The organism is Neptuniibacter marinus, assembly GCF_965223595.1.
Taxonomy (GTDB): domain Bacteria; phylum Pseudomonadota; class Gammaproteobacteria; order Pseudomonadales; family Balneatricaceae; genus Neptuniibacter; species Neptuniibacter marinus.
The window spans coordinates 40,979-63,247 of the sequence record NZ_OZ245004.1 but is presented as its reverse complement, the minus strand read 5'-3'; the positions used below and the strand labels follow the sequence as shown (position 1 = coordinate 63,247).

The window sequence follows — 22,269 nt, the reverse complement described above, 5'->3', positions numbered from 1 at the left end:
GTGTCCCTGTGCGAATTCTACTTTCACTACTTTTCATTCTAGGTCATTTTGCTTTGACGTTACCGGCTAGTGCAGGTTCCCTTGTTGTTTTAGGGGATAGTTTATCCTCTGCACACAACATGAAACCAGAACAAGGTTGGGTGCATCTTTTAGAGCAACGTATACAGCGTGAAGGCTATGCATTAGATGTTATTAATGCCAGTGTTAGTGGAGATACTACGCAAAATGGAATAGCGCGTCTCAAATTGCTATTGCAAAAGATTGATGCAGATATTGTTATTATTGAATTGGGCGGTAATGACGGCTTAAGGGGCACCCCACCTTTTGCTATTCGTAACAATCTACTACGGCTGATCGATATGGTTGAAGATGCTGAAGCGGATGTTGTCCTGTTGGGTATTCAACTACCCGCTAATTATGGTGCTGCATATACGGAAGCGTTTAGAGAGATCTATCCTGATATTGCAGACGAGACAGGCGCTGTGTTCGTTCCCTTTTTTATGGAGCAGGTTGCGCTTGTGCCAGAACGTATGCAGGCTGATGGCATTCACCCTAATGCTAAAGGGCAGCCTTACTTGTTAGAGACTGTTTGGCCTCACCTTGAAGCTTTATTGGAAAATATAGATTAGGGCTTTCAGTGTTTAGTTATTCATAGAGCGATGAGCTACGGCAAAAAAAAGGCACCTAACTTAGGTGCCTTTTTATAGTAAAACGAAAACTTATGCGAAGTTTGCGTTTACGAAATCCCAATTAACCAGCGCCCAGAAACCTTTTAGGTAATCAGGACGAACGTTACGGTAATCGATGTAGTAAGCATGTTCCCAAAGGTCAACAGTCAGCAAAGGTGTCTGACCTGTTGTAAGTGGGCAGCCAGCATTGCTAGTGTTAACGATTTCTAGAGAACCATCAGCGTTTTTAACTAACCAAGTCCAGCTAGAGCCGAAGTTGTTAACTGCTTTGTCGTTAAGTGCTTCTTGGAACGCAGCGAAAGAACCCCATTTAGCGTTAATTGCATCTGCAATAGCGCCTGTTGGTTCGCCACCTGCATTTGGTGCTAGGCAGTTCCAGTAGAATGTGTGGTTCCAGATCTGTGCTGCGTTGTTGAATACGCCGCCAGCAGGCGCAGAAGTGATGATCTCTTCTAGCGTTTTGCCTTCAAATTCAGTACCTGGAACAAGGCCGTTTAGCTTAACAACGTATGTGTTGTGGTGCTTGCCGTGGTGGAAGTCCAGAGTTTCTGCAGAAATGTGTGGTTCCAGAGCATCCTTAGCATAAGGTAGCGGCGGAAGTTCAAAGCTCATAAGTGTCACCTTATTTTGTCAGTCTATTTTTAGACAGATTATCAGGCAGCTGCTCACCATTTTAGTACTCTCACTATGGTATGGCAGCCAGTAAAAACTAATTCGGGTGAATGATAGCACTCAATACTCTATATTTCATGGTACAAAAAGTGTGTTTACTCGTTCATTTGTTATCAAATATCTATGTTTAAGGTTGTCCTGCGACTAAAGTTTGCTGAAACTGTTGCTTATTAGCCCTAGAATGACGGCTGTTTTATTTTATATAACGATAAAAAAGTGATTATTTAACAATGTATAAAGTTCTTATTTGGATTGCGTTTGTTGCATTGGGTATTTTGGCTGTTAAAACACAGTTTTTAACCTCTGACACTTTTGAGCCTTTTAAAGAGGGCTGCATGCAAGGGGAGGGAGCAACAGAGGAGCGTTGTGATTGTTTGGCAAAATATGTTCATAAGCATTTTAGTGATAACGAAGTGAAATTGATCATGTCGAATCAGCTTAGCGATCCAGACTTCAAACTGAAGGTTGAAGAAGTGGTTAGCAGTGGCTCAAAGGCTTGTTCTGTAGAATGATTTCTAATTAAAAACTTTCTTTATTTAGCGAGGTTAAGTAACTGCCCTGCTACGAGTAAACTCCCATTGACAGGGATATGCGGATAAGTGCATATCCCTGCCCATCTCCAAGCACGATTTAGTTTATCTCTAAGATTTAGATCGACATTGTTTTATCACGTAGAGTTATCTCTTCGAGTGGGAACTGTGGGTCGCCACACACGTAGAAGAAAGGATTCTCTAATGATTCCTGCTCATTGTAGGCAAGAGGCTGCAAGTTAGTTGCATTAACTAAACGCCCGCCAGCGGCTTCAACAATTGCTTGGGCAGCGGCGGTATCCCATTCGGACGTTGGATATAACCGGGGATAAAAGTCTGCGACACCTTCAGCAATAAGGCACATCTTTAAAGAGCTTCCCATCGCATGATTGTGTACATGCCTAAAGTGCTTGTATAGCTGTTTAAGCAGACCGTCATTATTATCCTCACCATGCCTGCGGCTGGCTGCGATCACTAATTCTTGCCCAAGTGGTCTGCTACGAATGTGAATAGAATGTTGACCATTTATTTGCTTTTTAGCTTGAAGCTGTGTGCTGCCCCAGTAACAGGTTTTTGATACAGGAACATAGATGATGCCAAGCACAGGTTTATTGTTTTCGATGAGTGCAATATTGACAGTGAACTCATCGTTACCTTGGATAAATTCTTTAGTGCCGTCCAATGGATCTATACACCAGAACCTATTCCATTGCTGACGTTGTTTAAAGGAAACGGCCTTACCTTCCTCGCTCAACTGTGGGATATTGGGTGTAAGAGCAAGTAGCCCTTGCTGAATGATTTCATGCGCAGCAAGGTCTGCGGAGGTAACGGGGGATTGATCCTGCTTAGTATCAATTGCAAAGTCTTTATGTTCATAGACTTGCATGATCGCTGCGCCCGCTTGCTGACATAGAGGGATAAGCGATTTGATGAGTTGTTGATGATTCATCATTATGGCCCTTTCTTCTAATTATAAAATCAGCATAGACCTATCTCTGTATTTATATTAGTCGCCTTTTGTCGATTGTTTAGTCAAAAAATCTCTAACCATATATAAAGCAGCTATTGCGCGAGCTTCGGTAAAGTCGGGATCTTCAATTAATTGCTCTAGTTTATCTAGTGGCCAGCAGACAACTTCCATCTCCTCAGGTTCATCACCTTCTAATCTACATGGGTAGAGGTCCTGTGCTACGACAGCGGTGACTGTATGGCCCATATAGTTAGGCGCGGATGACATTACTTTTAACGTATGTAAGCGGTTACTACCAAATCCAGCTTCTTCCTTTAATTCTCGGTCAGCGGCTGTGTGCTCGTCTTCACCGGGGTCAATTAAGCCTTTAGGTAGGGTTAAGGTGTAATCCTCTATGCCAACCGCATACTCTCGAATTAGTAATACTTCGTTATTTTTTGTGATGGGGATGATCATAACCGCACCATGGCCACGATTGGCTAGACGCTCATAAATGCGTTCTGCTCCATTGGAAAAACGGAGCTCAATCTCTTCTATTTTAAATAATCGGCTGTTAGCCGTGTTCGTAATCTTTAAAATCTCAGGTTTAATCGGCATACTGAAGTCTCCTTCTACAAATGGCCTGAGTAATGTTTGATTGGCAAAATATCGATACAGTGTTGTTAGATATGGACGGCACGCTTCTTGACCTACACTTTGACACGTTTTTCTGGCTTGAGCATCTTCCTTTACGCTATGCGCAGATTCATTCCATGGAAATAGAGGAAGCTCGTCAGTGGCTCCATGAGCGTATCATAGAGGAGCAGGGCTCGCTCAATTGGTATTGCTTAGATTTTTGGACGCGAGAGCTTAATGTACCTGTTGCCGAATTAAAAAAAGAAGTGGCAGAAAAAATTGCCTTTAGACCTCATGTGCAGGACTTTCTTTTGTCTTTAAAACAGCAGGGTATCCGCACTGTTATTGTGACTAATGCGCATCAGGATAGTTTATCTCTTAAGGCTGAAACGACTAATTTAGACCAATTGGTTGATCATGTTATCTGCTCACATGATTTTGGACTTGCTAAGGAAACATTTGGTTTTTGGGATAGACTACAAGAGGTAGAGTCGTTTAATAAAGACCGAACTTTGCTGGTGGATGATAGTTTTGCGGTACTTGAAAGTGCTCGTGAATATGGAATCCGCTATCTACTCTCCATCTTTCAGCCGGATAGTCAGCAGCCAAAAAGAGAGATCGATGGTTTTTCTGCCATCGACCATTTCAATGAAATCACACCGAAATAGAACGGAACAGAATGACACAGCCTGAAGATAAGGTTCGTTTAGATAAATGGCTATGGGCTGCTAGGTTTTATAAAACCAGGGCAGTTGCTAAGCAGATGATTGATGGTGGTAAAGTCCACTATAACGGACAGCGAACTAAATGTAGTCGTCATGTTGAGGTGGGTGCCACCTTGACGATTCGCCAAGGGTTCGATGAAAAAGAGATCGTTGTTGTGGAGCTGTCTGATCGTCGGGGAGGCGCACCTGATGCGCAAAAGCTTTATAAAGAAACCGAAGCGAGTATTAAAAAGCGTGAAGAACATGCGGCCCAACGTAAAGCTATGGGAAGTGGTTTGAATCCACGTAATCGTCCTAATAAGAAAGAGCGTCGCCAGATCATATCTTTTAAAGACGAAGGGCGCGGTATTTTTGATAAGTAATACTTAGAATTGCTACGTTAGTCGTTACGTTGCCTTATGTAACGACTAACGTATTCAACATGCGTTTTAATTGGATTGTTTTAGAATAGGTAGTTGATTCACCAGTGGGATTTTTCCAAATAAACGAATCAAAGGGCTTAGTAGTTTATGTGCACCTGAGGTTAAGTAGTGCATAAGCGGCGTGCAAAAGGCCCAGCTCAATGTAATGGCCGCTGCGAATGCCCCCCCGACTAAATTATCGCTGGCCCAGTGAGCACCGCCTACTATGCGGGGTAGCATAAATAATAGGGCTAAAAGAAACGCGCCTATTGAGAGTGTACTTCTCGCATTCAATATAATATACCCAGCCCAGGTTAAGACGACCGTTGCGTGATCGCCTGGGAAACTATGGCCGGCGGAATCTTTGGCGGGAATGTCTGGCACGATCTGACTGAGCCTGAAAGCGGGCTCTAATATTAATGATGGGCTGGCTCCGCTCAAATCAATAGCGCGCGCATAGGCGTAAACTGATTCGCGAATAAGAAACATCAATACAAGTAAGAGAACAAAACCAATAAAGCCTTGTTGTAGCCGATCGCGCTTTAGCCCCATACCTGGGAAAGTAACACTGACTAAAATAATGAGGAGCGGAATAAGATCGAAAATACGGACATTGGCCCAAGCCCAGAAGCGTGTCCAACTGTTATCTTCCGATAACGTACCGTTCAATAGAAAGAATATGTTTTGATCAATACTCCGCCAGACAGCAAAACCAGTATCCGTTAGGAAAAAACCTAGCCAAAACGCGGCTAGCAGGTGGCTGATGATTAGGGCTTTGAAATTCCATTGAGTATTAAAAACGCTAATAGTTGTCATTGTTATATTTGTGTCTGTCGTTGGCTCGAATAGTAGGAAGGGTATGATAAAATAAGTTCCTTGTCTTGAATATCAATTTAGATATTCAAGTTTATTCCGAACAAGCGAATAGATTTTATTAATATGAGCAATCCTGATCAGATCCAACGCATTATGTTTGATGAGCTGGATATAAGAGGTGTCGTTTCAGGTTTAAAGAAAACCTGTAGTGACTGTTTTGAAAACCACGATTACCCTTCAGTAATTAAGCAGGTGCTAGGTGAGATGTTAGCTGCCGTTAGCTTGCTTAGTTCCAACCTGAAGTTTGAAGGCCGTTTAATCCTTCAAGCCCAAGGGCAAGGGAATGTGCGTCTTTTGATGGCTGAAACGAACCAGCATCGTGATGTCAGAGCGATTGCTCGCTTGGAAGGGGAGGTGCCGGATAATGCGACCTTGACTGAATTGTTACCTAAAGGTCAGGTAGTGTTGACGATTGAGCCAGAAAATGGACAGCGTTATCAGGGTGTAGTGCCTTTAGGTGGTGAAAATTTAGCAAAATGCCTTGAGAGCTATTTCGTCAGTTCTGAGCAGTTACCGACTTATGTGCAGTTGGCTTCCGATGGCGAGACAGCGGCAGGTTTAATGTTGCAAGTCTTACCGGCGGAAGGTTCAGGTCAAGATGATTGGGAACGCATTAGTCTGCTCGCATCTACACTCAAAAGCGATGAGCTGCTTGAATTGGATAATGAAACGCTATTATATCGTTTATTTCATGAAGAGACGTGCAGGCTTTATGAACCAGACAGCGTGCAGTTTACGTGTACTTGTTCTCGGGAGCGGAGCTTAGCTTCTTTGAAATTGGTGGGGAAGGATGATCTCTTTGAACTGCTCAAAGAGGAAGGGATGATTGATGTGAACTGCCAATTTTGCAACCGTCATTATCGATTTGATCAGACTGATGTTGAGGCGTTATTTTCCACATCAGGTGTAGCTGACCACACACAAAATATACATTAATTGATCTTCTTTAGCTTAAAATTGCATTAAGTCAACTCTTAATAGCTTTCTGTAATGGCGCTTCGTGCGATTTTTGTGCATAATACGCGTCCTTATAAATACGATATATACCTTACGCCTTATTTAGGAAACGTTATTGGCGCCTATGCCAAGGGAACCCAGTAATGACCAAAGATTCATTGAACATTGCATATCAAAATTTAAGCCCAGCTGAGCTAGTAGAAAAAGCCATTTTAAATGGTGAAGGGATATTAGCTGATTCAGGCGCCTTAGTAGTAACAACAGGTAAACGTACAGGCCGTTCTCCGATGGATCGTTACATCGTTGAAGAGCCAAGTACTTCAGATTCAATCGATTGGGGCAATATTAATCGCCCTTTCGATTCTGATAAGTTTGATGCCCTATGGACTCGTGTAGAAGAGTTTGTAGCGGATAAAGAACACTTTGTATCTAACGTACATGTCGGTTCTGATCCAAGTCACTATCTTGCTGTTAAAATGACAACTCAGACTGCGTGGCAGAATCTGTTTGGTCAAAACCTGTTCATTCGTCCTGCGGAATACAATCCAAAATCGAAAGAAGAGTGGCAAGTGCTAAACGTGGCTGGATTTGAATGCGAGCCAGAGCGCGATGGTACAAACAGTGACGGTTGTGTCATTCTTAACTTCGCTAAGCGTAAAGTGTTACTTGTAGGCATGCGTTATGCCGGCGAGATGAAGAAAGCGATGTTTTCTGTTCAGAACTTCCTACTACCAGAAAAAGATGTGCTTCCTATGCACTGTTCTGCAAACGTAGGTGAAGATAATAGTACTACCTTATTCTTTGGTCTTTCGGGTACAGGTAAAACAACCCTTTCTGCCGACCCAGATCGCTACCTTATCGGTGATGACGAGCATGGTTGGGGTAAAGGTGTTGTATTTAACCTTGAAGGTGGTTGCTACGCGAAGACGATCAATCTAAGCCAGAAAAATGAGCCAATCATTTGGGATGCGATTCGTTTTGGCGCTATCGTTGAAAACGTAACATTGAATGAGAAGCGTACAGCTGATTATGATGATACGTCACTGACTGAAAATGGTCGCTGCGCATACCCATTAGAGCATGTTGAGAAACGTACTGAGCTGAATATGGGTGATGAGCCTGATTCTATCGTATTCCTTACATGTGATTTAACCGGTGTATTACCACCTGTTTCAGTATTGACTAAAGAAGCAGCTGCGTACCACTTCCTTTCTGGTTATACAGCACTTGTAGGTTCTACTGAGATGGGTTCTGGTGGTGGTATTAAATCTACCTTCTCAACTTGCTTCGGTGCGCCTTTCTTCCCGCGTCCAGCGCATGTTTACGCTGAGTTGTTAATGAAGCGCATCGAAGAATTCGGCTCTAAAGTGTATCTTGTTAATACCGGTTGGACTGGTGGTTCTTACGGTACTGGCGAACGTTTCAGTATTCCAACTACGCGCGGTATTATTAGCGCTATACAGAATGGTGCTCTTACGGATGCTGAGACTGTTAATTTGGATGGTTTGAACCTTAACGTTCCTGTCTCTGTTCCAGGTGTAGATTCTGGGTTATTGAATCCGCGTGAAACTTGGTCTGATCAATCATCTTATGATGCTGCTGCAAAAGACCTGATAGGTCAGTTTGTTGAGAACTTTAAAAAGTTCGATGGTGTATCTGAAGATATTATTGCCGCGGGTCCTAAGCTTTAATTAGTTTTCGTCGGTAAAAGAAAAGCCCCTGTAGAAATACAGGGGCTTTTTTGTATCTGCGTTGCTTATTTGGAGCTGGTTTATTGTACGCGGAGCTTTATATCTGCACTGTTCAGATATTCAGTCTCTTGCTCTAAATCAGCAAGTGTTAGGGGATGGTGTTCTAGCCAGCCTTCAGGGAATTCTATAATCAGTTTTTTATTATCGATAGAAAAAGAGATAGCAGGAAGCCTGTCTTTTGAGCGACTCCGATGGAGTACGACCGCAATACGTAGTAGTACGCAAAGGCGGGTGTAGGGCTCCTGTAAGCGTTTTGGTAAGGCTTTAAAGTCATCTTTTGGGAATTTCCGACGGTGGCCTCGGACTAAGGTCGCTAGTTGGAGTTGTTCCTGTGTAGTAAAGCCAGGTAGATCGGCATGGGTAAGTAAATAGGCACTGTGCTTGTGGAACTGGCTATGCGCAATAGTCAGGCCTATTTCATGGGTCTTTGCGGCCCAGCTAAGCATGTCGTAGTGTTTACGTGATAGCTGCCACTCTTCTTTTACTTGAGCCCAGGCGATTAATGCGGTCTGTTCGATCCTTTCTGCTTGTTCTTGATCTACGTGGTAGCGCTGCATAATGGCATTGATGGTTCGGTCTCGAACGTCTTCATGACGCAAGCGCCCAGCCATATCATAAAGTACCCCTTCGCGGAGTGCGCCTTCTGAAAAGTGCATCTCTTCAATATCAAGCGCTTCAAATGCGGCACAAAGGATCGCAACTCCGGCTGGAAAGACTTTTCTTCGCTCAGGCTTTAGGTCTTCAATATCGATATCGTTGCTGTTGTCAAAACTTAAGATTGTATCTTTAAGTGTATGTAGCGCATCTTTGGTAATGCGGTCATCACTCCATCCGTTGCTGATGCAAGCGTTACGAACCGCTTTGATTGTACCGGATGAACCTACTGTGCTATTCCAACCATGCTCTTTATAGGAAAACTTGATTGATTGTAGCTCTTGAAGTGCGGCGGTTTGGGCGCGTTTGAAGTTTTTTGCACTAATGATGTCGTCGGGGAAGTAGCGTTGAGTGAAGCTAACGCAGCCCATATGTAGGCTTTCCATCATGTTGGGTTCAAAGCGTTCCCCAATGATAAATTCGGTGCTGCCACCACCTATATCAATGACTAAGCGAGCGCCTTTGTCATCGGCTAATGTATGGGATACGCCTAAATATATGAGGCGAGCTTCCTCTCGTCCTGCAATGATCTCAAGTGGAGTGCCAAGGATATTTTCGGCTTCTTCTATAAACTCTCGGCTATTTTTGGCTTCGCGTAACGCGTTTGTACCGACAACCCGTACAGCATCTCTTGGTAAATCTTTGATGCGTTGAGCAAAACGACTTAAGCATTCAAGACCTCGCTGTTTGGCTCCATCGGTTAAGTAGCGCTTATTGTTAATGCCGGCTGCGAGTTGAACTTTATCGGACATGACGTCTACCGTTCGTAGTTCGCCTTGGTCGAGTTGGGCTACAACAATATGAAAACTGTTGGAGCCAAGGTCTATAGCGGCGAGAAATTGCTCTTCAATGTTATCGCTAGCAGTATTCTGCTCGGTCATTACAAAAAGCCTCATAGATGATAGTAGAGAGGAATTGGAGAGTAGAGTACCAAAAGAAGGCTTTGGCTGCAGTTGCTTTTCGTTAACATAATGTGACGGCGTAATAGATGCTTGTTTTGAAACAGTTTATTCACATCAAACGCGTTTTTAAGTGAGAAAATGGTCGCTAATTGGCTACAACCCCGTTACACAATGGCCTGTTGGGTGTTATTATCGGCTGTCTGATTAAAGTGTTGGGCGCAGCGGAGAATAGTTCCCATGAGTGAAAACATTGTAAATGTTACAGATGCTTCCTTCGACGAAGATGTTCTCAAGGCTGAATGTGCAGTCTTAGTGGATTATTGGGCTGAGTGGTGTGGTCCTTGTAAAATGATTGCGCCAGTTCTTGAAGAGATTGCAAAAGAGTATGGTGATCAGCTTAAAATTTGTAAGCTGAATATTGATGAAAACAGCGAAACACCGCCAAAATTTGGTATTCGTGGTATTCCAACTCTAATGTTGTTTAAAGGTGGTAATGTCGAAGCAACTAAAGTTGGTGCTTTGTCAAAGTCACAATTAGCAGCTTTCATCGAAGCTAATTTGTAAGCTAGTAAGCTTAGTAAAGTGTGATGTTTTATAAAACATTACACTTTCTTAGCGTTTACTATAGACAGGCGGTTTTCTTCCTTCTATAGTGTCTAAAGTTTGGCCAGCCCGCTAGAATTTCATCTTTCTTTAATCTTTTTTTAGTGTTGTGTCTTAAGGCCATTTTCGTATTTCTTCCTAAATTCCATCCAAATAAAAAAATCAGCTTAGTGCTTGTTTCCTTCAAACTATGAATCTTACCGAATTAAAAACTAAAAGCGTTCCCGAGCTACTTGATATTGCCAAAGGCATGGGAATGGATAACTTGGCACGGTCCCGTAAACAGGATGTTATTTTTGCTATCCTGAAACGCCATGCTAAAGGTGGCGAAGATATTTATGGCAACGGTGTCCTTGAAATTTTGCAGGATGGCTTCGGCTTCCTACGTTCAGCTGACTCCTCATACCTAGCTGGTCCTGATGATATTTATGTATCACCAAGCCAGATCCGTCGTTTTAACCTGCGTACAGGTGATACGATCGAAGGTAAGATTCGTCCTCCTAAGGATGGTGAGCGTTATTTTGCTCTGTTGAAAGTTAATGAGATTAACTACGACAAACCAGACAACGCCAAGAACAAAATACTGTTCGAAAACCTGACGCCACTATTTGCTCAGGATCGTCTGAGAATGGAGATCGGGAATGGTAGTACAGAAGATCTGACTGCCCGTGTTATCGATCTTGTTTGCCCTATGGGTAAAGGCCAGCGTGCATTGGTGGTATCTCCACCAAAAGCGGGTAAGACCTTAATGTTGCAGAATATTGCTAACAGCATTACGCGTAACAACCCGGAAACCCATTTGATTGTTTTGCTAATTGATGAACGTCCAGAGGAAGTAACTGAGATGCAGCGCACCGTTCGTGGTGAAGTTGTTGCGTCAACGTTTGATGAGCCTCCATCACGTCACGTTCAAGTCGCTGAGATGGTTATCGAGAAAGCGAAACGCCTGACGGAGCATAAAAAAGATGTTGTGATCTTGCTGGATTCGATCACACGTTTAGCGCGTGCTTACAACACAGTTATTCCTTCATCGGGTAAAGTGTTAACAGGTGGTGTTGATGCTCATGCACTTGAACGTCCTAAGCGTTTTTTCGGTGCTGCGCGTAACATCGAAGAGGGTGGAAGTTTGACGATTATCGCTACGGCGTTGGTTGATACAGGCTCCAAAATGGACGAAGTTATTTTCGAAGAGTTTAAGGGTACAGGTAACTCTGAGGTTCACCTCGATCGTAAGATTGCTGAGAAGCGAGTGTTCCCTGCCATTAATATCCGTCGTTCAGGTACCCGTCGTGAAGACTTGCTGACGTCTGAAGAAGAGCTGCAGCGTATGTGGATCCTACGTAAGCTTCTTGACCCAATGGAAGATACTGCAGCAACAGAGTTTGTTATTGATAAGTTGAAAGACTTTAAAACAAATGATGAATTCTTCCTGTCGATGAAACGGAAATAAACCAGTTTACGTATAAAAGGGTGAGCTTATGCTTGCCCTTTTTTGTTTTTACTAGGTTCTATATATGGCGACTCCAAAATACAAAGATCTACGTGATTTCATTCATATGTTGGAAGAACGTGGCGAACTTAAGCGGATTAAACAGGAGATTGATCCTAATCTTGAAATGACAGAGATTAGTGATAGGACTCTAAAGGCTGGTGGCCCAGCGCTCCTGTTTGAAAACCCCAAAGGCTATGACTATCCCGTACTTACCAACCTTTTTGGCACACCTGAGCGTGTTGCTATGGGAATGGGTGAAGATAGTGTTGTAGCTTTGCGAGAGGTTGGAAAACTTTTAGCGCAATTGAAAGAGCCCGAACCTCCAAAAGGAATGAAGGACGCGTGGGATAAGCTACCTATATTTAAACAGGTTTTGAATATGGGCCCTAAAGTTGTGAAAACAGCGGCTTGTCAGAAACATATTATCGAAGGTGATGATGTAGATCTGAATAAATTACCTATTCAAACCTGTTGGCCTGGCGATGCAGCACCTTTAGTTACATGGCCGCTGGTTATTACTCGCGGGCCCAATAAGGAACGACAGAACTTAGGTATCTATCGGCAGCAACTAATTGCCAAAAACAAACTGATTATGCGTTGGTTAGCTCATAGGGGCGGCGCTTTAGATTTTCGTGAGTGGAAGTTGGAGCATCCCGGTGAGCCTTTTCCTATAGCTGTGGCTTTAGGTGCTGATCCAGCCACTATTCTTGGTGCAGTAACGCCTGTGCCTGATACCTTATCCGAATACGGCTTTGCCGGTTTATTGCGGGGTGGTAAAACTGAAGTGGTTAAGTGCTTAGGCAGTGACCTGCAGGTACCCGCAAGTGCAGAGTTTATTTTAGAGGGTTATATTCATCCAGATGAGATGGCTGATGAGGGCCCGTTTGGTGACCATACGGGGTATTATAATGAGGTAGATAGCTTCCCTGTTTTTACTGTTGAGCGCATTACTCATCGTAGTAATCCTATCTATCACAGTACCTATACAGGGCGGCCGCCAGATGAACCCGCCATCTTGGGGGTGGCGTTGAATGAAGTTTTTGTGCCTATTTTGCAAAAACAGTTTCCTGAGATTGTCGATTTCTATCTGCCACCAGAAGGCTGTTCGTATCGTATGGCGGTTGTGACTATCAAGAAGCAATACCCAGGGCACGCAAAGCGTATTATGTTAGGGGTTTGGTCTTTCTTACGCCAATTTATGTATACAAAATTTGTCATTGTTTGTGATGATGATGTGAATGCACGAGATTGGAATGATGTGATCTGGGCAATTACTACACGTATGGATCCCCAGCGCGATACAGTGATGATTGATAATACACCTATAGATTATCTTGATTTTGCATCGCCTGTATCGGGTTTAGGTTCGAAAATGGGTATGGATGCCACCAATAAATGGGAAGGTGAAACCACCCGTGAGTGGGGCTTGCCGATTGAAATGGATTCTGAAGTACAGAAAAAAGTCGATGACTTGTGGGATGACCTAGGCATTCTGGATTGATTGATGGCTCATAAGATAGAGATCGAAAATATTGGCCGTATACTTATGGGTCAATCCGGCGAAACTTTATTGGAGAGCCTCTGGCGGCATGGCTATCAACTTCGAGTGGGTTGTAGAAATGGCGTTTGTGAAATATGTGAAGTTAGGCTGATAAATGGCGAGATTATTCAGCATTACCCTGAAAAGCATCTGAAATTAAATAAAAAAATAAATCAGATGACAGAGGTAGTGCTTGCTTGTACATGTCGGCCTTTAAGCGACGTTAGGGTGAAAATAGAGGGGCTGAAATGCCCTGGAGAGCTACTAGTGAAAAAACTGCAATGTGATATTACAGCGATTGAAAAACTGAATTCAGACGTCTATCGGGTCCGCCTTCAGTTACCTGTTACAGCATCTATGTCTGCTGAGTTTTATGCAGGTCAATATTTAGATTTAATCTTACCTAATGGGAAACAAGCATCGTTCTCAATAGGGTCTGCACCTGATCAGGGTCGTAACTTAGAGCTTCATATTCGTCACGTACCTAGTGGTGAGATGTCTAATGATATTATTCAGTATCTACAAAGTGCTAGCACTGTTGAAGTTGAAATCCCTAAGGGTGATTGTTATTTACAGGCGCATAAGATCAGTTCTGATACACGATTAATTTTTGCGGCAGCAAGTACTGGTTTTGCGCAAGTGAAAAGTGTGGTTGAACACCTTTTGGCTAATCAGTTTAGTAACCCTATCTATATTTATTGGGGTGCTAGAGTGGAAGATGATATCTATTTAGGTAACCTTCCTTTGCAGTGGGCGGCAGAGCATACCAATGTGCATTTTGAGCGGGTTGTGAGTGAATCTGAAAATAGTCCAAATTGGACCGGACGGATTGGCCTGCTACCTGAAGCAATTTTGGATGACTTTGAAAATTTTGATAATGTAGAGATCTTTGCCAGTGGTTCGCCGGCTATGGTCTATGCCTTACTTGAAGCTTGTGAAGCGAAAGGTTTTAAGGAAGAGCATATGCACTCGGATGTTTTTGCGTACGCGCCAAGAAGTAAGTAAGAGTTCAAGGGGCTTATTATCAGCCATAAAAAAAGGGGTGCAAAGCATCCCTTTTTTATGTGTGCTATTTAATAGCTAGGCTTTTTCCTGTTTCGGCATAGGCAGTTCAGGCAGTCCCGATGCAACTAGATTAAGGTTCTGTTGTAATAGGGCTTGGGCACGTTCTCCATCACCTAAATGGCGTAGTAGACGAGCTAATTCAGCTAAAGTTTCTGAGCTAGGGTTAAGTTCTAGACTGTGTTCAAAATACTTAACTGCTTGCCCCCAATGTTGATTCCGCATAGACAGTCGTCCTAAGGTTAGTTGTAAGCTTGGACTATCATCATGGGATTTTAGCCAGCCACGTGCGGTATCTAATTGTTTCTTCGCGTTTTCACCGCTGAGGCGTCCATAAAGGTTTACTAATTGTTCATTCCAGTTACGCTTAATAAGATCTCTAAGGTTCTGCTCAGCACGTCCTTCTGCGCCAAGAGAGACAAGTAGTTCTGTGTAGCGTTGGACTAAGTCCTCATCCCGTGAAAGCTCACTGGGAAGGTCGCTCCATGCTTTCCCTAATGCTCTAAGACGATCTTCATTGCTCGTTTCAATAGGGAGCTTGCTGATGCTCTCATTTAGTAACTGGCTATAGCACTCACGGCTAAGCTGAGTGAGCTCTTCATCTTTTAATGCTTGGTGCTTGCGTAATACAGGAATGAACTTAGATAGTGCCTGCCAATCATTTAGGCGCAGATAGATATCTTTTAGAAGCTTCATTATATAAGTATTCTTCGGCGCTAAAGTACGCAAGCGTAGCAGAGTGGCTAAGCAGGGTTCTAGCTGGCCGCGTGATAGCTGTATCTCTGCTTGGGATATAGCAACAGTCACTTCGGCTTCGGGCGTTGAGTTGCGTGCTTTTTGTAGCAGCTCGTCCGTTGCCTGTTCATTATTTTGCTCATGGGCCGCACGTGCAGCAGCTAAGTAGTTAACCAGCGGAAGGTCTGACCGTTCTGCTGCTTGTGCCAACTGTTTCTGGGCTTGAGCCCAATTCCCTTCAGATAAAGAAGTTAGTCCTTTCAGGGTTTTTCGGCGGCTAATTAGGTGGTTGCGATGATCTTTCCACGCTTTTAGTTTAGTTGTAGGTAATTTTGTATGGGTTAATACATTGATTATCCAATGCAAGAGGATAAAGGTGATTAGTAGGGCTACCAGCAGCACCCATAAGCTGGTTTCTATGGTGGTCTGATTATAGGCGATCAAGACGTAACCGGAGTCCTGAATCATCAGTTCTCCGACAAAGGCGCCGGCCCCTAAAATAACTAATAGAATAAGGAACAAAATCTTCATTAGGATGCTCCCTGTTCCTTCAGTTTAGCCATCTGGGTTAAGTAGCCTTTAAGTGTGCGTAGCGAGCCTGAGATGTCAGGCATCTCTGCGGTAACTTTGACGCTTTGTAGCTCAGTAATGTTATTCAGAAGGCTTTGGGTTGTGCTGTCTTTCGCTTCAAAATAGGTAGAGATCCAATCTTGTGCTTTTGTTAAGCTCGCGTCATAAGAGGCTTGTTTGCGTTGCAGTAATGCGAGTTGTGCCTGTTCCAGCATTAGATGCAGGTTTTGTTGCAGATAGTAGGATTGCTCAGGTGAGAGTAGTGGCTCAATTGGCTCGTCCCTATGTTGAATCACAACCAACTTATCAAGTTTATCGACAGCTTTACCCCATGATGCTTCTAGGCCAGCCGTCCAAGATTCAGAAACTGAATCGGGTGTTACTTCTTCCAGTAGGTCCGGTAGCTTGCGCTGCTCGGAAATGGGAATTAAGCGTAGGTTGGGCACTTGCTGGTTAAGGGCATCTAATTTTAAAAATACCCCTTCAGTATCCAGTGCGGGTACGGCTTCTAGAGCAGCGATATCAGAGGCGAGGGCTTTGCGAACTTCATAGATCGAAACGTCATCCGTCTCCTTGAGTATTTTATCCGCAGATTTTAAAAGTTTGATAGCGCCATCAGCCGTTTGTTCCATCAAGACGCGCTGGTTCGCTAAGCGTAAAAGGTATTCCACTTCGGCAAGTAACCAATCTTTACGGGAGGTGCTTTGTGTTGCAGTAACTTGCTGGATGCTTTTCGTTAAGCGGGCTTGAAGCTCATCAATATTATTCTTGTCTGCTTGGCTCTGTGCTTGTAACTGGCCAAGTTTTTGATTCATGCTGGCAAGAGATTGATCGATTGAGCCTTGTGCAGCACTGAGTGAAGCGCTTACTTGGGCTTGAATAGCAGCGTTATTTTGTTCAACGTTGTTCGTTTGTTGAAGGGATAACCAGTAAAGATAGCCTGCGGCCCCGAGAGCAATAATCGATAGAGGAAGAGCTAATTTACCCGGCCATGTCGCTCGCTGTTTCTCTTTTTTTGTGTGCTTTTCGGCGGCTTCATTAGCTGCAGCTGTTTTGTTTGCTTCGGCACTTTTGACGGCTTCATCGATCGCCTCTTTGATTTCAGCGTCTTCAGCAGAAGGAGTCGTTTTGACTGGGTCCTTTGATTTTGCTGCTACAACCTCTTCGGTTGTATCCTTTGTTGTCTCTTTAGCCGCCTCGTCTAACATTTCAGGTGTGCTAGTTTCTGGCGCTTCAGTGCTCTCTTCCTGTGGCGTTTTCTTCTTGTCGCTCATCTGTCGATTTCCGCAAAAGTCAATTACTGCAGCAAGGTGGTGATCATTGATTGATCATCAGGGCCTGCTGCTGTGGTTATTCTTGTGAATCCTGCTGATTCAGCGTCGTGCTTAATACGTTCACTTGGCACTATAAGATGGCATTTTAATAGTGAATCAGTGCTGAATTGTTGTTGGCTTCCTTTACCTATGCTCATTAAGTTGTGTAGACCTTCTCCACTACTGATAAGAATGGCATCAAGCTCATTGTTATATAAGGCTTCAGCAACCTCGCCATCATTGTATGTTGGTTGTTCACGGCGGTAGAGTTCAGCATAGCTAACCTCGGCGCCTCGTGCACGTAGTTCTTCGGCCAATTTTTCGCGACCGCCTTCTCCACGCATGATAAGCACCTTCTCTCCGCGAATGTTGTTGAGTGCTGTAGAGGCTAGCAGTGTCTCTGAATCGTAGCCTAATGGGCTGTAATAGGCATCTATACCATAGTTGCTTAGGGCGTTAGCGCTTTGCTTGCCTATCGCTAACCATTTTATGCCGATCGGGAGCTGTGGCCAATACTGATCAATCCAATCATAGCCTTTATGTACTGCATTTGAGCTGACAAATATTAAATGCTGGAAGTGATCTAAATCCAATATTTGTTGTTTTAATGTATGGTAGTTAGTGTCAGATTCAGTGATCGGGCTAATCTTGAGCAGAGGAAAGGCAATAGGCTCCGCGCCATGGCTGCGGAGCGTTTGAATTAAATGTTGGGCCTGATGTTGTGGTCGAGTAACGAGTACTCTCAAGCCAGTTAGATGCTCTTTTTGCATAGCTTAAGTATTGGAAGCGTTATAAACGGCGTCTAGAATTTCTTTAGCGCCTGCGGTTAATAAGCGCTCGGCGACTGCGATACCCATCGCTTCAGCGTCTTCCGGTTTACCTGTTTCTTCCTCTCTGAGAATCAGAGTGCCGTCAGGCTTTGCCACTAAACCACGTAAATAAAGCTCGCTGTTATCATCATTAAGCGTGGCATAGCAGGCGATGGGCACTTGGCAACCACCCTCTAAACGACGATTCATAGCGCGCTCAGCGGTTACTCTCCATGTGGTTTCTTGATCGTGTAGAGCTTGAAGTAGCTGTATTAGCTCGGCATCATCTGTGCGGCATTCAATACCTACAGCGCCTTGCCCGCCAGCGGGGAGGCTTACGTCGACAGAAATTTCCGAGCGGATACGTTCTGGCATTTTTAAGCGCAGAAGTCCTGCGGTCGCCAGAATGATTGCATCATACTCTCCGTCATCTAACTTACGTAAGCGGGTATTCACATTACCGCGTAGCCAGTTGACCTTAAGGTCGGGACGTCTTTCCCGGATCTGTGCTTCGCGTCTAAGAGAGGAGGTGCCAACGATAGCGCCTTCAGGAAGTTCGTCAATGCTGTTGTAGTTATTAGATACAAAGGCATCGGTAGGGCGTTCGCGTGGGCAGATAACGGCCAAACCTAAGCCCTGAGGGAACTCCATAGGCACATCTTTCATGGAGTGAACAGCGATATCCGCGTCGCCTGCAAGCATAGACTCTTCTAACTCTTTAACAAAAAGGCCTTTGCCGCCTACCTTTGCTAATGGAGCATCAAGTATTTTATCGCCTTTAGAGACGATGCCGAGAATTTCAACATTGATGCTAGCATGGTGGCGTTCAAGTTCAGCTTTAACATACTCCGCCTGCCAAAGGGCAAGAGGGCTTTTTCTGGTCGCGATACGGATTGTTCTGCTCATAAAAGTTGTCTCTAGTACGACATTTGGAATATTTATGGCCAATTGTATCAGATTGCCGTGCTTGATATAGCCGCGTGAAGTCAAAGGGCGTGATATAATGTTGCGCAAATTTACAGAGTTGGCCTGAATTAGGTTGCAGCATAAACTGAGTTAGTAGAGGTTTTCCCATGAGTGATAAAACCAACCAGCAGTGGGGTGGTCGTTTTAATGAGCCAACTGATGCGTTTGTAGCACGTTTTACAGCATCGGTAGAGTTTGATCAGCGCATGTATCTGCAGGATATTCGCGGTTCTATCGCCCATGCAAAAATGCTGACCCAAGCGGGCGTGTTAACAGAGCAAGAGCGTGATGACATTATTCGCGGTTTAGGTGAAATTCGCGTTGAGATTGAGCGGGGTGAGTTTGAGTGGTCTATTGCGCTGGAAGATGTGCATATGAACATAGAAGCTGCTCTGACTGCTAAAATCGGTATTACAGGTAAAAAGCTACATACGGGCCGTTCGCGTAATGATCAGGTGGCTACAGATATTCGTCTTTATCTACGTGATGAGATCGATCTTATCTTGCTGGAGATTACGCGTTTACAGCAAGGCTTGTTGACCTTGGCTGAAGGCGAAGCTGACACCATTATGCCTGGTTTTACGCACTTGCAGACGGCTCAGCCGGTCACCTTTGGTCATCACCTGTTGGCATGGTTTGAAATGCTAAGCCGTGATTACAGTCGTTTTGTTGATTGCCGTGAGCGTGTCAATATTATGCCTTTAGGCGCTGCTGCGTTAGCGGGCACTACTTACCCTATTCAGCGTGATTTAACTTGTGAGCTACTTGGCTTTAGTGCACCGGCTGAAAACTCTTTAGATGCTGTATCCGATCGTGACTTTGCGATTGAATTTTGTGCCGCTTCTAGTGTGCTGTTGATGCATATGACACGTATGTCTGAAGAGTTAGTTTTATGGACATCGGCGCAGTTTAACTTCATTAACTTGCCGGATCGTTTCTGCACGGGTTCTTCTATTATGCCGCAGAAGAAAAATCCTGATGTACCTGAGTTAGTACGTGGTAAAAGTGGTCGAGTTTATGGCCATTTAATGAGTTTGTTAACTTTAATGAAGTCTCAGCCGCTGGCGTACAATAAAGATAATCAAGAAGATAAAGAACCTCTGTTTGATACTATAGATACAGTTAAAGGTTGTTTGCGTTCGTTTGCTGATATGGTGCCAGCATTAGAATCGAAGAAAGAAAGTATGAGGGAAGCCGCACTCCGTGGTTTTTCTACAGCCACTGATTTAGCTGACTACCTTGTTCGTAAAGGCATGCCGTTCCGTGATGCCCATGAGGTTGTGGGTAAATCTGTTGCTTATGGTATTGAGCAGAACAAAGATCTAGGTGAAATGAGCTTAGAAGAGTTAGTACAGTTCTCTGACACCATCGAGCAAGATGTTTTTGATGTGTTGAGTCTAGAAGGTTCTGTTGCAGCTCGTGACCATATTGGTGGCACGGCTCCTGACCAAGTTCGTGCGGCGGTTAAGCGTGGCCAGGCTAAGTTGGATCAGCGCAGTTAAGCTTTTGTAATATAGTTCGTGACTAAAAACGCACCTTAATTACTAGGTGCGTTTTTGGTTTAGCTTTTAGTGCTTAAGATCTTATCTGCGCTGGAGGCATTCTGTTTCTAGTTAATGCTTTATTTGTTAAAGACAATATCGACCATTAAGTCGTTAGCAATGCTTTCAATAGATGTTTGAAGCTCATCAAGATCTAAGTCTGTGCTTGCTAATAGTTCTGCTTCTGCTTTAAAGAGTAGTTCAGCAGACATTGAGCCGGATACGAGTTCGGTAGTGAGGCGTTCAACGTTGACATGGTGTTTTGCTAACACGCTGGATATATCACGTACGATACCGGGTTTATCGTGGCCGACTAATTCTAAGGTGAAGTGTTGGGTGAGAGAGTTATTCTCTGGGCTGTCAGAGCGCTCAACGGTGACTTTAAGGCCTTGAGACTCTAATGCTGATAATGCGTTGATTAATTGCTCTGCGTGCTTTTCTGGGACTTCAGTAATTAAAATGCCCGCAAATTTACCCGCCAAACGAGACATACCAGATTCTAGCCAGTTTCCGCTATTATTCGCGATGGTTTGTGCTAGCATTTCGACCAGCCCGGGCTTATCTGGGCCGATGACTGTTAATACAAGAGATGTCATCATAATTCTGCTCCACTCTATTACACCATTATTTATTTTGAAAAGTACTATACCACTATGCTTGAAATAATAAGTGCTTTATGGCCTGTATTTGCGTTGATTTTATTGGGGTATGCTGCCAAAAAGGCGCAATTTCCAGGGGAGGGCTTTTGGCGACAGGCCGAAAAAGCGACCTATTTTATTCTTTTCCCTACATTGTTAGTAACGCGGTTATCAACAACGGATATGTCGGTGGTGGACTTAGGTGCTGTTGGTCTAACTATATTATTGATGGTGTTGATCGCGAGTGCGTTGGCATTTTTAGTCAGGCTTTTTACTCAGTTTGATGCGGCTGGTTTCACTTCTCTTTATCAAGGCTCTGTCCGGTTCAATGTTTATGTAGGTTTAGCCGCCTCTGCAACACTTTATGGGAGCTTAGGTCTTGCTGTAGGTGCGGTAGTGATGGCGATTATGATTCCGTTATTGAACCTTTGTTGTGTGTTGGTTTTCTCCGCTTTTACACATAAGAGTGGCAATATCAGCTCTATTCTTCTTGCTATAATTAAGAACCCCCTAATCATCAGTAGCTTGTTAGGATTGTTGCTTAACCAGACAGGGTTAGGTTTCCCTCTTATTTTAGAACCTGTAGCTGAATTGTTGAGCCGGATGGCCTTGCCTTTAGGTTTGCTATCCGTTGGTGCTGGATTGAGTTTTAGAGTACTGGTTAAAAGCGGTAAAGAGATCGCTTGGGCGTCTATTATCAAGTTAGGCTTCATGCCCTTAATTGCATTCGCGTTGTGTTTTGTTGTGGCTTTAGAGCTGGAGAGTGCGGAAATTATTTGGTTGTACGCTGCGCTACCAACAGCGACTTCGTCTTATATTTTGGCGCGCCAGTTAGGCGGTGATGCACCGATGATGGCCGCTATTATTACTGGGCAGACGTTAATTTCGATGATTTCTATACCATTTATGTTGATTTCCTTGTCTTTTTTGCAAAAAATCATTATAAATCAGTGAGTAATTGGAACTTTCTGTCTTTTTGGATTAAAGTTAAGATGTAACTTGCCGAAACGCTAATTTAAGTGATATTTCGCGAATAGTTGCAAAATATTTGAAATGTGAAAGACTACGCGCCAGTCATAATATAAACGGGCGTTTATTTTATGCACGCTAAACATTGATAGGCAGAGTAATGAAAAAAGGTCCAGATCTCGTATTAATATTAGTTGTTGTGTTTGTGCTAGGGTCAGTTATGACCGGTGTATCACATGCTGATTTCGAGCTCGCGTCATTATTTGAGCAAGTATTTAATAGCTAATAA

Annotated in this window: 23 protein-coding genes; 13 read left to right on the top strand and 10 right to left on the bottom strand. The window is 43.8% G+C overall.

The genetic code is table 11. From position 1 onward, the window contains the following. The first annotated feature begins 8 nt into the window (after positions 1–8). Positions 9–629, top strand: coding sequence for an arylesterase (locus ACOQOE_RS00340; RefSeq protein WP_231867924.1), 621 nt, complete (start codon positions 9–11; stop codon positions 627–629). Positions 630–719: 90 nt separating this feature from the next. Here ACOQOE_RS00340 and ACOQOE_RS00335 read toward each other — a convergent pair whose 3' ends face one another. Continuing rightward, positions 720–1,301 (bottom strand): superoxide dismutase, encoded by a 582-nt coding sequence (locus ACOQOE_RS00335; RefSeq protein ID WP_067863030.1) that lies wholly within the window; start codon positions 1,299–1,301, stop codon positions 720–722. 290 nt (positions 1,302–1,591) lie between these two features. Here ACOQOE_RS00335 and ACOQOE_RS00330 point away from each other — a divergent pair, with 290 nt between their 5' ends. Continuing rightward, positions 1,592–1,873 (top strand): hypothetical protein, encoded by a 282-nt coding sequence (locus ACOQOE_RS00330; protein WP_067863026.1) that lies wholly within the window; start codon positions 1,592–1,594, stop codon positions 1,871–1,873. A 136-nt stretch (positions 1,874–2,009) separates the two neighbouring features. Here ACOQOE_RS00330 and cysQ read toward each other — a convergent pair whose 3' ends face one another. Further along, a complete protein-coding gene (cysQ, locus tag ACOQOE_RS00325) occupies positions 2,010–2,843 on the bottom strand; it encodes a 3'(2'),5'-bisphosphate nucleotidase CysQ (RefSeq protein WP_231867923.1) in 834 nt (277 codons plus the stop codon). A 54-nt stretch (positions 2,844–2,897) separates the two neighbouring features. Then, complete coding sequence (gene nudE / locus ACOQOE_RS00320; RefSeq protein ID WP_067863020.1) at positions 2,898–3,458, bottom strand: ADP compounds hydrolase NudE; 561 nt, start codon at positions 3,456–3,458, stop codon at positions 2,898–2,900. Positions 3,459–3,490: 32 nt separating this feature from the next. Here nudE and yrfG point away from each other — a divergent pair, with 32 nt between their 5' ends. Next, positions 3,491–4,144, top strand: a complete 654-nt coding sequence (yrfG, locus tag ACOQOE_RS00315; RefSeq protein ID WP_067863017.1) for a GMP/IMP nucleotidase — start codon at positions 3,491–3,493, stop codon at positions 4,142–4,144. 11 nt (positions 4,145–4,155) lie between these two features. Beyond that, on the top strand, positions 4,156–4,563 hold the full coding sequence (hslR, locus tag ACOQOE_RS00310) for a ribosome-associated heat shock protein Hsp15 (protein WP_067863015.1): 408 nt from the start codon (positions 4,156–4,158) through the stop codon (positions 4,561–4,563). 66 nt (positions 4,564–4,629) lie between these two features. Here hslR and ACOQOE_RS00305 read toward each other — a convergent pair whose 3' ends face one another. Beyond that, positions 4,630–5,418 (bottom strand): phosphatase PAP2 family protein, encoded by a 789-nt coding sequence (locus ACOQOE_RS00305; protein ID WP_067863012.1) that lies wholly within the window; start codon positions 5,416–5,418, stop codon positions 4,630–4,632. 123 nt (positions 5,419–5,541) lie between these two features. Here ACOQOE_RS00305 and hslO point away from each other — a divergent pair, with 123 nt between their 5' ends. Then, positions 5,542–6,414, top strand: coding sequence for an Hsp33 family molecular chaperone HslO (gene hslO, locus ACOQOE_RS00300; RefSeq protein ID WP_420554626.1), 873 nt, complete (start codon positions 5,542–5,544; stop codon positions 6,412–6,414). 164 nt (positions 6,415–6,578) lie between these two features. Continuing rightward, positions 6,579–8,126, top strand: a complete 1,548-nt coding sequence (locus tag ACOQOE_RS00295; protein ID WP_420554625.1) for a phosphoenolpyruvate carboxykinase — start codon at positions 6,579–6,581, stop codon at positions 8,124–8,126. An 80-nt stretch (positions 8,127–8,206) separates the two neighbouring features. On the opposite strand, the gene ppx is transcribed toward ACOQOE_RS00295, so the two are convergent. After that, positions 8,207–9,721 (bottom strand): exopolyphosphatase, encoded by a 1,515-nt coding sequence (gene ppx, locus ACOQOE_RS00290; RefSeq protein WP_420554624.1) that lies wholly within the window; start codon positions 9,719–9,721, stop codon positions 8,207–8,209. Positions 9,722–9,979: 258 nt separating this feature from the next. Between ppx and trxA the strand changes: the two genes are divergently transcribed. The 4 genes from trxA to ACOQOE_RS00270 all read left to right on the top strand — a co-directional run bounded on the left by trxA (position 9,980) and on the right by ACOQOE_RS00270 (position 14,382). After that, positions 9,980–10,306, top strand: a complete 327-nt coding sequence (gene trxA, locus ACOQOE_RS00285; RefSeq protein ID WP_067863000.1) for a thioredoxin TrxA — start codon at positions 9,980–9,982, stop codon at positions 10,304–10,306. A 229-nt stretch (positions 10,307–10,535) separates the two neighbouring features. After that, complete coding sequence (gene rho / locus ACOQOE_RS00280; protein WP_067862996.1) at positions 10,536–11,795, top strand: transcription termination factor Rho; 1,260 nt, start codon at positions 10,536–10,538, stop codon at positions 11,793–11,795. A 64-nt stretch (positions 11,796–11,859) separates the two neighbouring features. Next, positions 11,860–13,338: a 4-hydroxy-3-polyprenylbenzoate decarboxylase gene (gene ubiD / locus ACOQOE_RS00275; protein ID WP_067862994.1), complete on the top strand. Its 1,479-nt coding sequence runs from the start codon at positions 11,860–11,862 to the stop codon at positions 13,336–13,338. 3 nt (positions 13,339–13,341) lie between these two features. Then, a complete protein-coding gene (locus ACOQOE_RS00270; protein WP_420554623.1) occupies positions 13,342–14,382 on the top strand; it encodes an FAD-binding oxidoreductase in 1,041 nt (346 codons plus the stop codon). Positions 14,383–14,457: 75 nt separating this feature from the next. Here ACOQOE_RS00270 and ACOQOE_RS00265 read toward each other — a convergent pair whose 3' ends face one another. Genes ACOQOE_RS00265 through hemC form a run of 4 tightly spaced genes read right to left on the bottom strand, consistent with a single transcriptional unit; the run spans position 14,458 to position 18,772 of the window. Next, on the bottom strand, positions 14,458–15,705 hold the full coding sequence (locus tag ACOQOE_RS00265; protein WP_420554622.1) for a heme biosynthesis HemY N-terminal domain-containing protein: 1,248 nt from the start codon (positions 15,703–15,705) through the stop codon (positions 14,458–14,460). After that, on the bottom strand, positions 15,705–17,018 hold the full coding sequence (locus ACOQOE_RS00260; RefSeq protein WP_067862985.1) for a uroporphyrinogen-III C-methyltransferase: 1,314 nt from the start codon (positions 17,016–17,018) through the stop codon (positions 15,705–15,707). Before ACOQOE_RS00260 ends, ACOQOE_RS00265 begins: the two co-directional genes overlap by 1 nt. A 23-nt stretch (positions 17,019–17,041) precedes the next feature. Further along, positions 17,042–17,827, bottom strand: a complete 786-nt coding sequence (locus tag ACOQOE_RS00255) for a uroporphyrinogen-III synthase (protein ID WP_420554621.1) — start codon at positions 17,825–17,827, stop codon at positions 17,042–17,044. A 3-nt stretch (positions 17,828–17,830) separates the two neighbouring features. Beyond that, positions 17,831–18,772, bottom strand: a complete 942-nt coding sequence (hemC, locus tag ACOQOE_RS00250; protein WP_420554620.1) for a hydroxymethylbilane synthase — start codon at positions 18,770–18,772, stop codon at positions 17,831–17,833. A gap of 167 nt (positions 18,773–18,939) precedes the next feature. Between hemC and argH the strand changes: the two genes are divergently transcribed. Further along, a complete protein-coding gene (gene argH / locus ACOQOE_RS00245; RefSeq protein WP_067862976.1) occupies positions 18,940–20,334 on the top strand; it encodes an argininosuccinate lyase in 1,395 nt (464 codons plus the stop codon). 119 nt (positions 20,335–20,453) lie between these two features. On the opposite strand, the gene ACOQOE_RS00240 is transcribed toward argH, so the two are convergent. After that, positions 20,454–20,972 (bottom strand): glycine cleavage system protein R, encoded by a 519-nt coding sequence (locus tag ACOQOE_RS00240; protein ID WP_420554619.1) that lies wholly within the window; start codon positions 20,970–20,972, stop codon positions 20,454–20,456. Between the two features lie 54 nt (positions 20,973–21,026). Here ACOQOE_RS00240 and ACOQOE_RS00235 point away from each other — a divergent pair, with 54 nt between their 5' ends. Continuing rightward, positions 21,027–21,965 (top strand): AEC family transporter, encoded by a 939-nt coding sequence (locus ACOQOE_RS00235; protein WP_067862973.1) that lies wholly within the window; start codon positions 21,027–21,029, stop codon positions 21,963–21,965. A gap of 175 nt (positions 21,966–22,140) precedes the next feature. Beyond that, on the top strand, positions 22,141–22,266 hold the full coding sequence (locus ACOQOE_RS00230) for a hypothetical protein (protein WP_269454593.1): 126 nt from the start codon (positions 22,141–22,143) through the stop codon (positions 22,264–22,266). Positions 22,267–22,269 lie beyond the last annotated feature (3 nt).

Coding starts and splice junctions, on each gene's coding strand:
- ACOQOE_RS00335 (WP_067863030.1), bottom strand. CDS start 1,301: ATGAGCTTTGAACTTCCGCCGCTACCTTATGCTAAGGATGCTCTGGAA.
- ACOQOE_RS00330 (WP_067863026.1), top strand. CDS start 1,592: ATGTATAAAGTTCTTATTTGGATTGCGTTTGTTGCATTGGGTATTTTG.
- cysQ (WP_231867923.1), bottom strand. CDS start 2,843: ATGATGAATCATCAACAACTCATCAAATCGCTTATCCCTCTATGTCAG.
- nudE (WP_067863020.1), bottom strand. CDS start 3,458: ATGCCGATTAAACCTGAGATTTTAAAGATTACGAACACGGCTAACAGC.
- yrfG (WP_067863017.1), top strand. CDS start 3,491: ATGTTTGATTGGCAAAATATCGATACAGTGTTGTTAGATATGGACGGC.
- hslR (WP_067863015.1), top strand. CDS start 4,156: ATGACACAGCCTGAAGATAAGGTTCGTTTAGATAAATGGCTATGGGCT.
- ACOQOE_RS00305 (WP_067863012.1), bottom strand. CDS start 5,418: ATGACAACTATTAGCGTTTTTAATACTCAATGGAATTTCAAAGCCCTA.
- hslO (WP_420554626.1), top strand. CDS start 5,542: ATGAGCAATCCTGATCAGATCCAACGCATTATGTTTGATGAGCTGGAT.
- ACOQOE_RS00295 (WP_420554625.1), top strand. CDS start 6,579: ATGACCAAAGATTCATTGAACATTGCATATCAAAATTTAAGCCCAGCT.
- ppx (WP_420554624.1), bottom strand. CDS start 9,721: ATGACCGAGCAGAATACTGCTAGCGATAACATTGAAGAGCAATTTCTC.
- trxA (WP_067863000.1), top strand. CDS start 9,980: ATGAGTGAAAACATTGTAAATGTTACAGATGCTTCCTTCGACGAAGAT.
- rho (WP_067862996.1), top strand. CDS start 10,536: ATGAATCTTACCGAATTAAAAACTAAAAGCGTTCCCGAGCTACTTGAT.
- ubiD (WP_067862994.1), top strand. CDS start 11,860: ATGGCGACTCCAAAATACAAAGATCTACGTGATTTCATTCATATGTTG.
- ACOQOE_RS00270 (WP_420554623.1), top strand. CDS start 13,342: ATGGCTCATAAGATAGAGATCGAAAATATTGGCCGTATACTTATGGGT.
- ACOQOE_RS00265 (WP_420554622.1), bottom strand. CDS start 15,705: ATGAAGATTTTGTTCCTTATTCTATTAGTTATTTTAGGGGCCGGCGCC.
- ACOQOE_RS00260 (WP_067862985.1), bottom strand. CDS start 17,018: ATGAGCGACAAGAAGAAAACGCCACAGGAAGAGAGCACTGAAGCGCCA.
- ACOQOE_RS00255 (WP_420554621.1), bottom strand. CDS start 17,827: ATGCAAAAAGAGCATCTAACTGGCTTGAGAGTACTCGTTACTCGACCA.
- hemC (WP_420554620.1), bottom strand. CDS start 18,772: ATGAGCAGAACAATCCGTATCGCGACCAGAAAAAGCCCTCTTGCCCTT.
- argH (WP_067862976.1), top strand. CDS start 18,940: ATGAGTGATAAAACCAACCAGCAGTGGGGTGGTCGTTTTAATGAGCCA.
- ACOQOE_RS00240 (WP_420554619.1), bottom strand. CDS start 20,972: ATGATGACATCTCTTGTATTAACAGTCATCGGCCCAGATAAGCCCGGG.
- ACOQOE_RS00235 (WP_067862973.1), top strand. CDS start 21,027: ATGCTTGAAATAATAAGTGCTTTATGGCCTGTATTTGCGTTGATTTTA.
- ACOQOE_RS00230 (WP_269454593.1), top strand. CDS start 22,141: ATGAAAAAAGGTCCAGATCTCGTATTAATATTAGTTGTTGTGTTTGTG.